The 14646-nt window shown below is 46.6% G+C and carries 14 protein-coding genes; 6 read left to right on the top strand and 8 right to left on the bottom strand.

The genetic code is table 11. The features are described 5' to 3' along the window. The first annotated feature begins 135 nt into the window (after nucleotides 1-135). Nucleotides 136-564 carry a VOC family protein gene (locus tag ACI1P2_RS02685; RefSeq protein WP_355316595.1) on the top strand — a complete coding sequence of 143 codons (429 nt, stop codon included), beginning with the start codon at nucleotides 136-138 and terminating at the stop codon, nucleotides 562-564. Nucleotides 565-833: 269 nt separating this feature from the next. Here the strand turns inward: ACI1P2_RS02685 and ACI1P2_RS02680 are convergent, their stop codons facing one another. The 4 genes from ACI1P2_RS02680 to recQ form a co-directional block, all read right to left on the bottom strand. Then, nucleotides 834-1772: a ring-cleaving dioxygenase gene (locus tag ACI1P2_RS02680; protein WP_355316594.1), complete on the bottom strand. Its 939-nt coding sequence runs from the start codon at nucleotides 1770-1772 to the stop codon at nucleotides 834-836. A 15-nt stretch (nucleotides 1773-1787) separates the two neighbouring features. Then, entirely contained in the window at nucleotides 1788-2408 is a 621-nt protein-coding gene (locus ACI1P2_RS02675; protein ID WP_355316592.1) for a nitroreductase family protein, read from the bottom strand. Nucleotides 2409-2602: 194 nt separating this feature from the next. Beyond that, complete coding sequence (locus tag ACI1P2_RS02670) at nucleotides 2603-4399, bottom strand: B12-binding domain-containing radical SAM protein (RefSeq protein ID WP_355316590.1); 1797 nt, start codon at nucleotides 4397-4399, stop codon at nucleotides 2603-2605. Between the two features lie 40 nt (nucleotides 4400-4439). After that, the gene (recQ, locus tag ACI1P2_RS02665) at nucleotides 4440-6302 is read right to left on the bottom strand and encodes a DNA helicase RecQ (RefSeq protein ID WP_355316588.1); all 1863 of its coding nucleotides are present in this window, start codon (nucleotides 6300-6302) and stop codon (nucleotides 4440-4442) included. A gap of 400 nt (nucleotides 6303-6702) precedes the next feature. On the opposite strand from recQ, the gene ACI1P2_RS02660 reads away from it, so the two are divergent. From ACI1P2_RS02660 to ACI1P2_RS02640, 5 genes are all read left to right on the top strand, one after another. Beyond that, a complete protein-coding gene (locus ACI1P2_RS02660) occupies nucleotides 6703-7278 on the top strand; it encodes a hypothetical protein (RefSeq protein WP_355316586.1) in 576 nt (191 codons plus the stop codon). A gap of 252 nt (nucleotides 7279-7530) precedes the next feature. Then, nucleotides 7531-9084 carry a 23S rRNA (uracil(1939)-C(5))-methyltransferase RlmD gene (gene rlmD / locus ACI1P2_RS02655; RefSeq protein ID WP_355316584.1) on the top strand — a complete coding sequence of 518 codons (1554 nt, stop codon included), beginning with the start codon at nucleotides 7531-7533 and terminating at the stop codon, nucleotides 9082-9084. A 98-nt stretch (nucleotides 9085-9182) separates the two neighbouring features. Further along, the gene (locus tag ACI1P2_RS02650; protein WP_355316582.1) at nucleotides 9183-10172 is read left to right on the top strand and encodes a tRNA dihydrouridine synthase; all 990 of its coding nucleotides are present in this window, start codon (nucleotides 9183-9185) and stop codon (nucleotides 10170-10172) included. Between the two features lie 56 nt (nucleotides 10173-10228). Further along, nucleotides 10229-10798, top strand: a complete 570-nt coding sequence (locus ACI1P2_RS02645; protein ID WP_355316580.1) for an SF0329 family protein — start codon at nucleotides 10229-10231, stop codon at nucleotides 10796-10798. A 24-nt stretch (nucleotides 10799-10822) separates the two neighbouring features. After that, nucleotides 10823-11629 (top strand): class I SAM-dependent methyltransferase, encoded by an 807-nt coding sequence (locus ACI1P2_RS02640; RefSeq protein WP_355316578.1) that lies wholly within the window; start codon nucleotides 10823-10825, stop codon nucleotides 11627-11629. Between the two features lie 202 nt (nucleotides 11630-11831). Here the strand turns inward: ACI1P2_RS02640 and ACI1P2_RS02635 are convergent, their stop codons facing one another. The 4 genes from ACI1P2_RS02635 to ACI1P2_RS02620 form a co-directional block, all read right to left on the bottom strand. Next, complete coding sequence (locus ACI1P2_RS02635; protein WP_355316576.1) at nucleotides 11832-12395, bottom strand: dihydrofolate reductase family protein; 564 nt, start codon at nucleotides 12393-12395, stop codon at nucleotides 11832-11834. Nucleotides 12396-12517: 122 nt separating this feature from the next. Continuing rightward, nucleotides 12518-13111, bottom strand: a complete 594-nt coding sequence (locus tag ACI1P2_RS02630) for a chloramphenicol phosphotransferase CPT family protein (RefSeq protein ID WP_355316902.1) — start codon at nucleotides 13109-13111, stop codon at nucleotides 12518-12520. 327 nt (nucleotides 13112-13438) lie between these two features. Further along, nucleotides 13439-13936, bottom strand: coding sequence for a hypothetical protein (locus ACI1P2_RS02625; protein WP_355316575.1), 498 nt, complete (start codon nucleotides 13934-13936; stop codon nucleotides 13439-13441). A 26-nt stretch (nucleotides 13937-13962) separates the two neighbouring features. Continuing rightward, on the bottom strand, nucleotides 13963-14472 hold the full coding sequence (locus ACI1P2_RS02620) for a P-loop NTPase family protein (protein WP_355316573.1): 510 nt from the start codon (nucleotides 14470-14472) through the stop codon (nucleotides 13963-13965). Nucleotides 14473-14646: the final 174 nt, after the last annotated feature.

Raw genomic sequence — 14646 nt, 5'->3', positions numbered from 1 at the left:
CACACTATAGAGCAGCAACTAAAAATTACCTAAAAACTTGTCCGAATGTCCTAGGGACAAGCCCAGATTACTTTTGGTAAAATACGCTAAGAACAGCGTTGAGTTAAAACACCTATGCAGAGGAGATGGATTACCATGACATTAGGACTGACACCTTACTTATTTATGGACGGAAACGCCAAAGAGGCGATCAGCTTTTACGAACAGGCGCTTGGCGCTCGCGTTCAATTTGTGCAAAGCTTTGGAGAAATGCCGGAAAATGCGGAATTTCCGCTCCCTGAAGCTGCGAAAGGCCGAATTTCCCATGCCATGCTGAAGGTCGGCGAATCAGACCTTATGCTGTCGGATTCTTTTCCCGGACATTCTCCTCAGATTGGAAATCAGGTCACGATCTGTATTCAGTCGAGTGATAAAGAACGTTCCCATGCCATCTTTGAAGCGCTGCAGCAGGGAGGGCAGGTGCAAATGCCCTTACAGGAAACCTTCTTTAGCCCGGCTTACGGTACGGTAACGGATAAATTCGGAGTAACGTTTCACATCTTTACAGAGGGCGCACAGCCTTAACAGCCTCTTCGCCCCTCACATAAGCCCTGCTGCTGATTCAAGCGCAGGGTTTCTTTGTTATGGCCGTAGACGAGTAACTGATAATTACTTAAACTCCTGTACTCTCCGCAACCAGTCTGTTGTCATCGTATTAAAAATTTCCACTTGCTCAATCTGCAAATTATGCTAATAGGTCAATCCAAGAGCGCTTTAAGGTAAAAAAAAGAGGCCAACTCTACACATCAGGTAAAGTGTCCTCCGGAAAAAAAATGGTGATCAGAGTTTCTCAGTCAGTCCAGCTCTCTTACTTCAAAAGGAAGCAGGACTTGCTCAATTTCGCTTCTATGAGGTTCATATTGCGGCGGCAGCATCAGCTGCTGACCCATCGTTGCCTGCGATTCGTCATGGGCAAATCCCGGCGGATCAGTAGCGATTTCGAACAAAATATCTCCATGCTCTCTGAAATAGACAGCATTAAAATAGTTCCGGTCCTGCACCGGTGTCACTCCATAACCGTTCTCCTGCACGTATTTTCTCCATTCCAATTGATCCTGATCGTCTTTTGCCCGCCAGGCAATGTGGTGAACGGTGCCGACACCCATCTGTCCATGGCCGATGGAGGTGAGCTTAAGGTCAATCACATTCCCGATGTCTCCGGCAGAGTGATAGCGGGCGATATCGCCTTCTTTTCCGACAAATTCAAGGCCCATGACTTTCTCCAGCAGCTCAGCTGTTTGCTCGGGACGGGTCGACAACAGGGTTGCGCCGCCGAAACCTTTAATTGCCACTTTAGGATCCATTCCACCGAAATTCCACGAATTCGGTTCCCCTTCTTCCCGCTCCACAATTTCTAGATGAAGCCCGTGTGGGTCATCGAACTCCAGATACTGCTCGCCAAAGCGTCCCATTCTCGTAAAAGGAATCTTGAAATGCTCAAGCCGTTTTTCCCAAAAATTCATGGCGCCTTTAGGCACAGCATAGGAAGTGACCCCGACCTGACCATCCCCAATGGTACCCTGATGAGCATCGGCCCATGGAAAGAAGGTAATAATGGTTCCCGGTTTTCCGTTTTCATTGCCAAAATACAGATGATATGTGCCCGGATCGTCAAAGTTGACGGTTTGCTTCACAAGCCGCAACCCCAGCACACCGGCGTAAAAATCTACATTCTCCTGCGGATGCCCCACGATTGCCGTAATATGATGAATCCCCATCGTTTTTTTACTCATTTTCATTCACTCCCCTTAGATATGTTTTACAAATTCATTAACAGGCTTCCGGTAACCACGCGGTTTCCGGCTCTCCACCTTTTCTTTCCCGATCGTAATCATTAATACAACCTCATGCTGATCGTCGATATTCAGAACCTCTTTCACCGCTTGCGGATCAAAGCCGATCATCGGACATGTATCCCAGCCCTTATCCTTGGCCGCCATCATAAACAGCATCGCTGACAGCGAGGCATTACGGATCGCCTCATCCCTTTGAAATTGTTCTCCTCTCATTTCATAGGTAGCAACGGTATCGTTGACCATATGATCGTACTCCTGCTGATTGACCACGCCCAGCAGCTTAAGTCCTTCATAAATTTCAGCTGCCTGAAGGTATGCCTTTTTATCACCCAGGACTACAATAACCGCAGAAGAACTGCCTACTTTATACTGCCCATATGCCGCTTTCTTAAGTTTTTCTTTATGGACCGGGTCGGTGACCGCGATATATCTCGTATGCTGCAGGTTAAAAGCCGATGGCCCGAGCTTTACCAGCTCAAAAATTTCATTCAGTTCTTCTTTCGTGATCGGGTTCTCCGGAAGAAAATTGCTTGCAGAACGTCTTTCTTTTACCACCTGTACAAAATCAGCCATTTTTTTCTCCTCCATCTCGGTTATGTATTATTTGTTCTTCGAGAATACTTTAAGTTAATTATCTTTAATTTAAGAATTTTATTATGAGGTAATCTTAATCCTTTTTTATTTTGGTGTCAAGCTTTTATTTCAAAAAAATCCCCCAGGTGTAAATGCATTCAACCAGAGGGATTCGATATGGATTATTCTTCTTATTATATCGCAGCAGCCTCTGTACCCAGCGGCATCGTATAATACCACGGCTTCTGGTCTTCGTTCTGCTGGTATACCACGATCAGGAGCGTACGGCCTTCGGCTGTCAAAGAGCTGCCGCCGCCCAGGATATGCTCGAGCCGGAACGGCAGCACGTCAACCACGGCGAACTTCTGCAGCTCCTTCTCGCCCATTGCCAATTCAGCAAATGCAGGTGATGTGAACTGATCGCCAACCGCCGCTTTAACGGCGTCCGGACGCTTGGCAGCCAGCTTGACGTACCCGCTGCGGTCGTCTTTATCGAGCGAGATGTCCCACCATATTTTACGTGGCTTGTATTTGTGATTCAGGAAGTAGTCCAGCTTCATCAGGCCGAGGACAACATCCATTCGCTTCGTATCGCGCTGCTCCAGAAAGGCGTAAAGCCGGGTGAACAGATCCTCAAGCTGATGCCCGATCTTCTGCCAGCCCTGCTCCTCCCAGTAGTCCCCGAACTCCTGAAAGAAATCGAAAGCCGAAGGAAATTCCCGCTCTATCAGGTAAGTCAGCGTATGATCCATCCGATGGGCGTTCCAGTATTTCTCCAGCACATCCTCCAGTCGCTTCAAGCGGACAATATCTGTAAAAGACAGCACATCATTGCTCAGCATTTCATACGGCGCGACATCCATATAAACATAGTTATACTTCTCGGCATCCAGGCGCAGCCCCGTGCCACGCAGCATTTTAAGGAAGCCGAGCTGCAGTTCTTCCGGACCAAGCGCGAAGACATCGTTGAAGGTTTTGCGGAACGTATTGTAATCCTCCAGCGGCAGGCCTGCGATCAGGTCCAGATGCTGGTCGATTTTGCCGCTCTCCTTGACCTTCGTTACCGTGCGGGTCAGCTTGGCAAAGTTTTGCCGACGCTTCACCAGCTCATTTGTCGGATCATTGGTGGATTGTACACCGATTTCGAAGCGGAAAATGCCCGGTGGCGCATGCTCCGCCAGATAGTCCAGCACCTCAGGCCGCATAATGTCCGCTGTAATCTCAAACTGGAATACACAGCCCCGGTGATTTTCGATCAGGAACTTGAACATCTCAAGGGCATAATCCCGCTTGATATTAAACGTGCGGTCGACGAATTTGATCAGCTTGGCGCCATTGTCAATCAGATACAGCAGATCTGACTTGGTCCGCTCGATATCGAAGTATCGCACACCGACCTCAATGCTGGACAGACAGAATTGACAGCTGAACGGACAACCTCGGCTCGTCTCGAAATAGACAACCCTTTTCCCAAGCTCGGGAATATCCTCCGGGAACCAGTGCGGGCTCGGCAGCTCGTTCAGATTAGCCTTCGGCCGCCCCGGCATAAGGATGACCTCCTCACCCTTGCGGTAAGCCAGACCGTACACAAAATGATACTTGCCCGCTCCCTCAATCTCCTGCAGAAGCTGATGAAACGATTCTTCCCCTTCGCCCATCACGATAAAATCAACGTTCTGCAGCCGGTTCATCCAGTATTCCGTATCATAGGAGACTTCCGGCCCGCCGAGCACGATTTTCACATCTGGCATAACCTTTTTCAGGACATCAATGACCTTGATTGTCTCTTCAATATTCCAGATGTAGCAGGAAAAGCCGATCACATCCGCTCCCCGCCGGTACAGGTCCGAAACAATATTCATCACCGGGTCTTTAATGGTATATTCCGCCAGCTCAATATCAAAATCACGTTCGCTGTACGCCTTTAGACAGCGGATCGCGAGCGACGTATGAATGTATTTCGCGTTTAAAGTGGACAGAATGACTTTCATGGGTCACGACCTTTGCGTGGATTGAACTTCTATAAAAGCTTTAAAACTCGTCGTCATACAACGGGACCGATTCGTCCGCCTGATTCAGGAAGAAATCCAGGAACGGCTTGCCGTATTTCCGGAATTTCACTTCCCCGACCCCTTTGATACGCAGCATGTCCGCTTCGCTCCGCGGATTGGCCACACTCATTTCCCTCAGGGTGGCATCGTTGAAAATAATATACGAAGGCACATGCTCCTTGGCCGCCAGATCACGGCGGATGAGGCGCAGCTGCTCGAATACCGTCTCATTGACCGCGGACGGGTAAGCATCCCTGCTGCGCCGGCTGCCCGAACCACCCGCGACGGCAGTCGCATGACGCACGACACGCTGCATGACCTGGCGCTGCCCCTTCAACACCTCCGCCGCCAGCTGCTGCAGCCGTACGACCGGATACTGTCCTTCACTAAGGGACAGATATCCTTCCGAGATCAGCACGTTGATGATCTCAACGATTTCCTTTTCCGTGCGGTTGCCCATGACACCATAGGTCGGCAGGCTGTCGAAGCCGTACTGCAGCACCTTTTTATTGCGAGAACCCTTCAGCACCGCCGCTACCATCGTCGCGCCAAACCGCTCCCGCATGCGGTGGATACAGGAAAAGATTTTCTGCGCATCCACTGTCATATCCACAAGCTCGCGCTCATCGGTGCAGGAGCTGCAAATCCCGCATGACGTGTCGTCATGCGCTTCGCCGAAATAATCCAGCTGCGCGCTGCGCAGGCAGCGGGTTGTGTAGCAGTAATCGACCATCTGCTGCAGCTTGCGGTAATCGTTGCGCTTACGTTCCTCGTCCTGCGGATTCTGCTCGATCAGAAACTTCTGGGTCACAATATCCTGCGGGCCAAACAGCAGAATACACTGGCTCGGCTCACCGTCGCGCCCGGCCCGTCCGGCTTCCTGGACATAGGCTTCCATATTTTTCGGCATATTATAATGCAGCACATACCGTACGTTCGATTTATCAATACCCATGCCAAATGCGTTCGTCGCCACGACGACCTGAATATCGTCGTACAGAAAAGCCTCCTGGCTTTCCGCCCGTTCTTCGTCGCTCATTCCCGCATGATATCGACCTGCCGCCATCCCCGCATCACGCAGACGGTGGTACAGATCGTCGACATCCTTGCGTGTCGCCGCATAGATGATGCCTGCTTCTCCGGCATGCTCGCGGACATAGTTCATGATATAAGCTTTCTTGTCCTCTCCCCGCAGCACATGAAACGCCAGATTATCCCGGCCAAGACCAGTGACAAACGTCTGCGGCTCGCGCAAACGCAGCAAACGCACGATATCATCCATAACCTGCGGTGTCGCCGTGGCCGTGAAAGCCGCCAGAATCGGCCGCTGCGGCAAACCGTCCACAAACGGAGCTACTGCCAGATAGCTTGTCCGGAAATCATGTCCCCACTGCGACACACAGTGCGCTTCATCCACTGCCACACAGGAGATTGGCAGCTGGGCCATCTCCTCGCGGAACCAGTCCAGCTCCAGACGCTCCGGCGCGACATAGAGCAGCTTCAGGTCTCCACGCTGCGCTCTCCGGATACGGTCATTTACTTCCCTGCCGCTTAAGGTGCTGTTAATAAAAGCAGCCTGAATTCCCATGGCGGTCAGCGCATCGACCTGATCCTTCATCAGCGAAATCAGCGGAGATATGACCAGGGTAAGACCGTCATAGATCAGTGCCGGAATTTGATAGCAGATGGATTTTCCCCCACCAGTCGGCATAATACCGAGCGTATCGCTGCCCTCCAGCAGGCTCCCTACTATTTTCTTTTGCCCTTCCCGGAAATCGGGATAGCCGTAAAACTTGATCAAAAGCTCGCGCGCCTGTTCCAGGCCCGGTGCCTGTACGTTCATTGTTCAAAACCCCTTATAATACTGCGTTAATAACGCTTCTGAGCCCTTTTTCAGATGTTAAAACGCTTCTACGTTCGAACAGCCAATACATAATATTGTCCCATCAAAACGCGATCATTTCAATAGGAAACGGAGCTCGGAAGCCGACCGTGTTCTGCCTGCATCTTTAAGTTTAGCGGGGTTCGAAAAAATGGGCAACCGCATCGTAAAGGCCTTTATGCAAAGTTCGATATTCCTGGCCCACGGGCAGCACTGGACCGACTGGAGTTACTGGGCAAACGGGCGACACTGATATGCGCTTTAAACTGTTCAGTTTTATCTACAGATATCTTAACAATTCCATTAGTGAGACCGATAACTCATAAGGGACTTTAAAATTGTTAAAAAAGGAGAAATCAAGATGTCCAGCTGGAGAAAAAAATGTTTTTTGGTCGGTTTAGCTTTTGTGCTTCTGTTTATATTTTCCGGATGTGCGGGCAAAGAAAAAACTGACGAAGAGAAACTGCAAGAGGCCTTTCAGGATGCGCTCAAGGAAGCTACCGATAATGCTTCTAATAATGAGAAAACCTCGACTGAAGCAGCAGAACCACCCACTGTGGAGTCTAAGCTAAGTGAGATTAGCAGCTTTATAACTACGGATTTTTGGAATGAAGGTTTTGTAGACATCAGCTGGTATATCGCAAGCGGGACCAGCAGCACAGGCGAGAAACTGGATATTGACTTCACAATAGACCGCCTCGGTAAATCTATGGAGAAAAAAGCGGAATATGATGCTTATATTCAGGGGTTGGACGCTAAGTATGATGACACAAAAGAAGTATGGTCCAAACTCTCGAATGAGATAGACAGCCTGTATAAGAAAGTCAAGGAAAATCCTCCTGCAGCCATCGACCCGGATTATGAGTTTGATACAGGATTGTTCAAGCAGTATAGCGATGCTTTTAGCAAGGATGTAGAGGCGCTGAACTCAAATTAGGCAAGCTACATAGCAGAGTCCAGATGAATTGGAAACGCAAATGTTAATTCTAAATGGCTTATATTCATGTCACGTAACACATAGTATGTGTGATGAGAAACCCGGTCTTTTTCAAGACACGGGTTTCTTGTTTATGCAGGATGATATCGTAACTCTGTGGTGATTAGCCACGACAAAGTGCCCTTCATGGCATTCCGTTTTCCCACATGGTATAGTGAACACGATACTACAGAGGATGGAGACATTACTGTTATGGGTGAACAGAAACGCCCCCGCAAGGGAACTCAGACCTATGGACAACCGAAAAAACAATCCCAGTTAAAAACACATACAGGCAAAAACAATGCCAACACCGGCGCCAAGACGGCCTCGTCCGGCCCTAGCCCAAAAGGAGCGTACAAGCAGTCCTTTCAACGTAAGTCCGCAGGTGCTGCCGACGCCGAGGAACTGCGCCCGGACGACCGCATCGTCGTCACGATCAAGCGGCTGGGCATCAACGGGGAAGGTGTCGGATATTACCGCCGCAAGGCTGTTTTTATCGACGGAGCTCTCAGCGGAGAAGTTGTCAAAGCCAAAGTGATTGATGTCCAGCCCAAATTCATTAAGGCAGAACTAACCGACATTGAGAAAAGATCCCCACACCGCATTGAGGCTCCTTGTCCTGTGTTCGGCGTCTGCGGCGGCTGCCAGATTCAGCATCTGTCATATGAAGGCCAGTTGGAAGCCAAGGCGGATATTGTACGGGAAGCCTTCAGCCGTTATGCCGGGCTGGATGATATCAGGATGAAACCGATGCTGGGCATGGAACATCCGTGGGATTACCGCAATAAAGCACAGCTTCAATTAACCCGCCGTCAGGGTGAGGTCATCGCCGGGCTGTACGAAGCGGAAAGTCATGACATCGTTGATATCAGCGGCTGTCCGATCCAGCATCCGAAGGTCAATGAGGCCGTGGAAAAAGTTAAATCCGTGCTGGAAGAACTGCGAATCCCGCTGTACAAGGACAACGGCTCCCGTGACGGTGTCCGTACCATCGTCGTTCGTCACGGCTTTCAATCCGGCCATCTGCAGGTGACACTGGTTACGGCTGGAAACAAGCTGCCGCGCAAGGATGACTTTGTTCGTCTGCTGCGTCTCACGCTGCCAGAAGTGACGGGCATCTCCATGAACGTAAATCCGAAGCGCACATCACTCATTTTCGGCGATAAAACGATTACGCTCTGGGGAGCGGAAGCCATGCAGGAATCGCTTGGCGACCTGGAATTCGCCCTGTCCCCGCGCGCATTCTTCCAGCTCAATCCGCAGCAGACCGTCAAGCTGTATGAAAGCGTCAAAGCAGCGGCTGCCCTTACCGGGCGTGAAACCGTTGTAGATGCTTACTGCGGGACAGGCACCATTGGTTTGTGGCTGGGTCCTTATGCCAAAGAAATCCGGGGCATTGAAATCATTCCCGAAGCCGTCGAGGACGCGAAACGCAATGCGGAGCGTAACAATCGGACCAACGCCTCCTTCTATGTTGGAGAAGCAGAGGAACTGTTGCCCCGCTGGGTGAAATCCGGCTTCTCCCCTGACATCATTGTCGCCGACCCGCCACGAACCGGCTTGGACCGCAAATTTCTGGACACGATCCTGCGTACGAAACCGAAGCGTTTTGTCTACGTATCCTGCAACCCGTCCACTTTGGCCAAGGACTGCAAGGTGCTGCTGGATGGCGGGTATGCGATCGAGTGGGTTCAGCCTGTCGACATGTTCCCGCAGACCAGTCATGTGGAGTCCGTGACATTGTTAGTGCGAAAGGACAAGTAATACGGAGATCTATCGTTTGATATACGCTGCTTTTACATGCTGTAAGTGAAGAAGAAGTAAGGGCATGAACAGATGATATTCATAGAGAGGTTTTTGATATGATAGATCATTTTTGGCGTGATTTACCACGACCCTTTTTTATACTGGCGCCCATGGAAGATGTGACGGATGTTGTTTTTCGCCATGTCGTAAGTGAAGCAGCCAGACCGGATGTATTTTTTACGGAGTTTGCGAATACAGAAAGTTATTGTCACCCGGAGGGGAACCATAGTGTTCGTGGGCGTTTAACTTTTACAGAGGATGAACAGCCTATTGTAGCTCATATCTGGGGAGATAAGCCGGAATACTTTCGTCAAATGAGCATCGGTATGGCGAAAGAAGGGTTTAAAGGCATCGATATAAATATGGGTTGTCCTGTAGCGAATGTAGCAGAGAATGGGAAAGGAAGCGGCCTGATATGCCGTCCTGAAATTGCAGCGGATATCATCCAGGCCGCAAAAGCCGGGGGACTGCCCGTCAGCGTAAAAACAAGGCTCGGTTTTAGTGCCGTAGACGAATGGCGCGGCTGGTTAACCCATATTTTGAAGCAAGACATTGTGAATCTGTCCATCCATCTGCGGACAAGAGAGGAAATGAGCAAAGTAGATGCTCATTGGGAGCTGATTCCCGAAATCAAGAAGCTTCGTGATGAGGTGGCGCCAGATACACTTCTGACCATTAACGGGGATATCCCTGACCGTCAGACCGGCTTGCAGCTCGCTGAGCAATACGGTGTGGATGGTATCATGATTGGGCGTGGTATTTTTCATAATCCATTTGCTTTTGAGAAGGAGCCGAAGGAGCACAGCAGCATGGAATTGCTTGATTTGCTGCGGCTGCATCTGGATCTCCATGATCAATATTCAGCACTGGAACCCCGTTCGTTCAGACCTCTCTCCCGCTTCTTTAAAATATATGTCCGTGGGTTTCGAGGGGCAAGTGAATTAAGAAATAGCTTAATGAACACAAAGTCTACAAGTGAAGTACGTGCGCTGCTCGATGAATTTGGCAACAAGGAGCATGAGGGCGCGGAGGAACCTGGAAATTAAGTTGCCTGGTTAAAATAAAAAAAGACGTGAAAAGTTGGAGGAACTTAGGGGGTTATATGTCCTGGAGCAAATTGAAGCAACAACTGGAGAGCTTTCTCAGTCCTGCGTTAAATGGAAGGGTGGAATACCGCGCACCAGGTTACCGTTATTTACCTGATAAATCAGGTATTTGTTATATTGCGGTAGATAAAAAGAACATACTCAATATGAGTGATAAAACCAGCTCCATCAGATGGTATCAAACGGAGCTGGAAATTAAGAATGATCCAGATATCCAAATTTCTATCACCCATGACGACATTGAAGCGATCAAAAAAGATACCAAAGGGACAGTGCCGGAGGATCGTTTAATAGTCATTGCCAGAAGCAGAAAAAGTTCAGGACTTGCCAAAGAGCTTTTGTCAGCACAGACTTCACTAAGTAAATCAAATTTTATAGTTGTGGCTAATAAGTTTTTATCTACCTCTGTAGAGGAAAGCATAGAGAGCAATGATATCTTATTGAATATTCTAGCATTGGTGGACCGAAGAGTTGGAAAAAAGCGGATTTTAAACATGTCCGAGAAGATGAAGTTAAAACATCCAATCGTGCAGTTTTTTTATGACCTACGGCGTAATACGTTATGAAGTATTTAAGGCAGGTGTTATCAGGTGGAAAACGTTATTGATTATTATTCCTTTTTTGACGAGTGGGGTAGGTTGGATAGGGAACCGCTAGAGTTTATCATTAACTGGCATTACATTAAAAAATATTTACCTCCCCATGGTAATGTATTTGACAATGGTGCAGGACCCGGGAAATATTCAATGGAGTTAGCCAAGCTAGGATTTAATGTAACTCTTTCTGATTTAACACCTAGACTAGTTGAAATTGCCAAGGAGAAGGCAAGCGAACTGGGCTTAACGGAACACTTCAACGGTTTTCATGTGTTAAATGCTATAAATTTGGACGGATTACCCAATGAGGTGTTTGATGCTACTTTGATGTTAGGACCTCTTTACCACTTACAAAGGGAAGAAGAACGGATAAATGCTGTAAAAGAGTTGTTTCGCGTTACAAAGAAGGATGGCATCATTTTTGCCGCTTTTCAAAGCAGGACGAGAATGACAATAACTTCCTTGCAATATCCACAACACTGGAAGCCCAATGACACTATGGATTCAATAAAAGAGTTCCGCGATACTGGGATTTTTAACCACGCAGATAAGGGACGATTTACAGGAGCTTATTACTTCAACATCAATGATATCAGGCCCTTTATGGAAAACCAAGGATTTGAAACCGTTGATTTGATTGGATCTTCCAGTATTGGTGGATTAATAAGTGACGAACAAAGGCAGTCTTGGGAAGAAAAAGGTCAGTCGCAGAGTCTGATGAACTTACTTATTGAACTTGCTAAGGACCCTTCCGTCCTGGGAATATCATCTCATTTGTTGTATATCGGCAGAAGGAAATAAACGCTCCCCAAATAGAACCAGTTTAACATTGAGCAAACACCAATCCTGCGGGCAGAGACCCGCTTCTTTTTTTGACCTGATTCTCATAATACCCTCGACCAAGTGCCTCCAGGAGGACGCTCATAACTTTCTGCTTTCGTAATTTCACTTGATTTTAGTAAGCTCGAAAGCGTATCTCCTGAATTTCGCTCTAGCGTCGCGGTCAGACGATCACGCGGTAGTGAAGATGAACAACGCCGCTTGGGAAGCGGCGCTCACCGAGCAGCTCGAGCCGCATGCGGAGGTTGTCCGGCAATGCTCGCTTACCTCCACCCAAGACGATCGGATTAACAAGCAGATGACACTCGTCGATCAATCCCGCGCTCATCGCCTGCCCAGCAAGCTCGGGGCCGCCAATCGTAATGTCGGCTTCTGAAGACTCTTTCAGTCTCCGAATCACATCAGGATCGAATTCACGCTCGTTCCTGGTCCTGGCGCTTGAAACCTCCTGAAGCGTCCGGGAATACACGATTTTCTCTGCAGCTCGCCAGATCTGCGCGAATTCCCTTATTTCCTCCGGTTGATCGCCTTTTTTGACGCTCGCCGTCTCCCAGTACACCATCGACTCGTACATTCGACGCCCGTATATATAGGTGCCAATCGGCCGCTGGAAGTCAGTCCAGAACGCAAACACCTCGTCATCGGAGATCGACCACTCGATATTGCCGCGCTCGTCCTCCATGTAACCGTCCAAAGATACGTTAATTGGGTAGATCAGTTTAGCCATTCCAATATCACCCTCCAATTTTAATTTTCCAACGTAACCAAGGCTAACTCTTCTGAAGTTGAACAAAGATTTGGACTGAATCCTTGAATACGTTTGTCAGCTTTATCTGATGGATACGCCATCTAGGAAACACTAACATTTCTTTTACGTAATTTCTTAAATACCGAGTATTCCTTATTGGACTTAATAAAACTTAATATCTTTTCGGCACATTCTGTTGGATTCATCTCTTCCGTATTTACTTCGAGGTCATATTCATCAAAGCAATATACTTTGCTAAACTGTGAAGCTGCTAGTCCAATCTGTCTATCTCCTCTTGTTTGCTCTCTTTTTATGAGTTCTTCTTCCGAGCATGTTACACCTATAAATAACGTAGGCTGATCGGAAAATTGATCAAGAAACTCATTAAACCTCTTGTCATTGTCGATTACGGTATCTGCTATTACATTAAAGCCCAATTCTAATAACAATTTGATTGTCGAATGGTACACTGAGAATATGGAATCAAATATTTGTGAGACAACTTGATGATCTATTTCTTTTGGAGGTTCATCTGGAAGAAATTTATTATTAATAAAATCATTGTAATTATTAAAAAAATCATCAATTGATACATGATAAAAAAGAATCTCTTTCTGATTTATCAGTTCAGTGGATATGGAGGTCTTTCCGGAACTTGAAGTTCCATTTAGAAAAACTAATATCCCTGGCTTCAATTTAATCATCCCTTCAAAAAATAATTATTTCCTATCTTTCAGATAACGTTATATTCACAAAGTTCATAAAATTACCGACTCAGATAATATTCGAGAAACGGTTGGATTATCCTTCCAGTTAGTTCGATGAAATCAATGGTAACCATCAAATCAACACTGAACTTTAACAGAGTCTATTCAATTAAAGATAAGTCCTAATCAGACCAACTAACAATAGTATGAGGGTAAGCAAGCCAATCCAAGCTCTGCTCATTAAGAAGCGCATATAACGAAGAATAACCACGTACTTTACAGTGTGGCCATTCTTTGTTGTAGATAGCTGGTTACTCAGGTGATATGACCATTATAAAGCCATTGGTTTTCATCACCTTTAATATATTCAAAAACTATTTCGATATTTTGTTCGTTTCCAACTATAGCAATGCCTAGAATCAACCTCTGATCTTTTAATTCATAAAAACGATATTCTAAATTACTAAAATTGATACCTTTAAGAAAATTCTGTTCTCTATTATCTATTGTTATACTTTTGTTTTCTTGATTAATAGTAATGTTGGGGGAGGAAACAGAAGCTATAAAATCGTAATCGTCCTTTTCCATTGCATTTATGATTTTAAAGGTATGATTTAATGTTTCTCTTAGGGCCGTGTCTCCCCCTTTAGAATTCTGGTTATCTCCGATTTGTTCTTTTAACCTTTCATTTTCTTCACTTAATGATTGTATTTGCTGAGTCAATTCACTATTTGTGTTTTCAGTTACACCATTACAAGCACCTAAGAACAATGTTAACAATAAGGTTATTACCAACATCCTTGATGATTTCATATCAAACCTCCATTTTTTTGAAAATATTACCACAAATAATGCAAATACGTTGCAGAGTTTAAGTGATTGTTATCGTTAAGTCTAATTACTTTTTCTTTATATAACTGCAACCGGGATTCGAAGTCCCCGCGGTTTTCTTCGAAGTCTCGCGTCCACTTATACATCATTCTTAACATCTTTATATCAGGTTTATAGTTACACTTTTCAATACCAAGATTTTGTTTGAGAAACCGGGTTAAGATTCTTATTCTGCGCTTCCACAAAGGTGTATCCAGAAATATGATGGTGTCCGCCATTTCAAATAAGCAACGATATGATGGTCGGTCTGTACCTTCGAATATCCATTCACCAATTTTATCAATGTCTTTAATAACCTCAATCTGCTCGTCTGTAGTCCTTTGATACCTTCCGGTCTCAGTTCGATGATGAACAATACTATCCAACTCATACCAAGGAACTTTTATTATTTCGGATAGCCTCTTGGCAAGTGTTGTTTTACCGCTAGCTACAATTCCAATGATGAGAACCTTCTTCAATTGATTAACACCTCACATTGAGAATAAGGTTACGTGTACTTCCTATGGCTTCTCTTGACAACATTGAACATGTTGGGGAAATTTTCGTAATGAATTGGAGTTTCTTCTTGACTGGCCAAGTAGTACGAGCGTACAGTTTTATACCAGGAATGGATATGCATTATCCAAAGAGTC

It is taken from the genome of Paenibacillus jiangxiensis, from assembly GCF_046098255.1.
Lineage (GTDB): Bacteria > Bacillota > Bacilli > Paenibacillales > Paenibacillaceae > Paenibacillus > Paenibacillus jiagnxiensis.
Note: the sequence above shows the minus strand (reverse complement) of the source record. Positions and strands in the feature narration are given on the sequence as shown.

Bases quoted from the DNA above. Each gene is read 5' to 3' on its own strand.
- ACI1P2_RS02625 (WP_355316575.1), bottom strand. From the start codon at position 13,936: ATGAAATCATCAAGGATGTTGGTAATAACCTTATTGTTAACATTGTTC.
- rlmD (WP_355316584.1), top strand. From the start codon at position 7,531: ATGGGTGAACAGAAACGCCCCCGCAAGGGAACTCAGACCTATGGACAA.
- ACI1P2_RS02650 (WP_355316582.1), top strand. From the start codon at position 9,183: ATGATAGATCATTTTTGGCGTGATTTACCACGACCCTTTTTTATACTG.
- ACI1P2_RS02635 (WP_355316576.1), bottom strand. From the start codon at position 12,395: ATGGCTAAACTGATCTACCCAATTAACGTATCTTTGGACGGTTACATG.
- ACI1P2_RS02645 (WP_355316580.1), top strand. From the start codon at position 10,229: ATGTCCTGGAGCAAATTGAAGCAACAACTGGAGAGCTTTCTCAGTCCT.
- recQ (WP_355316588.1), bottom strand. From the start codon at position 6,302: ATGAACGTACAGGCACCGGGCCTGGAACAGGCGCGCGAGCTTTTGATC.
- ACI1P2_RS02675 (WP_355316592.1), bottom strand. From the start codon at position 2,408: ATGGCTGATTTTGTACAGGTGGTAAAAGAAAGACGTTCTGCAAGCAAT.
- ACI1P2_RS02685 (WP_355316595.1), top strand. From the start codon at position 136: ATGACATTAGGACTGACACCTTACTTATTTATGGACGGAAACGCCAAA.
- ACI1P2_RS02670 (WP_355316590.1), bottom strand. From the start codon at position 4,399: ATGAAAGTCATTCTGTCCACTTTAAACGCGAAATACATTCATACGTCG.
- ACI1P2_RS02680 (WP_355316594.1), bottom strand. From the start codon at position 1,772: ATGAGTAAAAAAACGATGGGGATTCATCATATTACGGCAATCGTGGGG.
- ACI1P2_RS02660 (WP_355316586.1), top strand. From the start codon at position 6,703: ATGTCCAGCTGGAGAAAAAAATGTTTTTTGGTCGGTTTAGCTTTTGTG.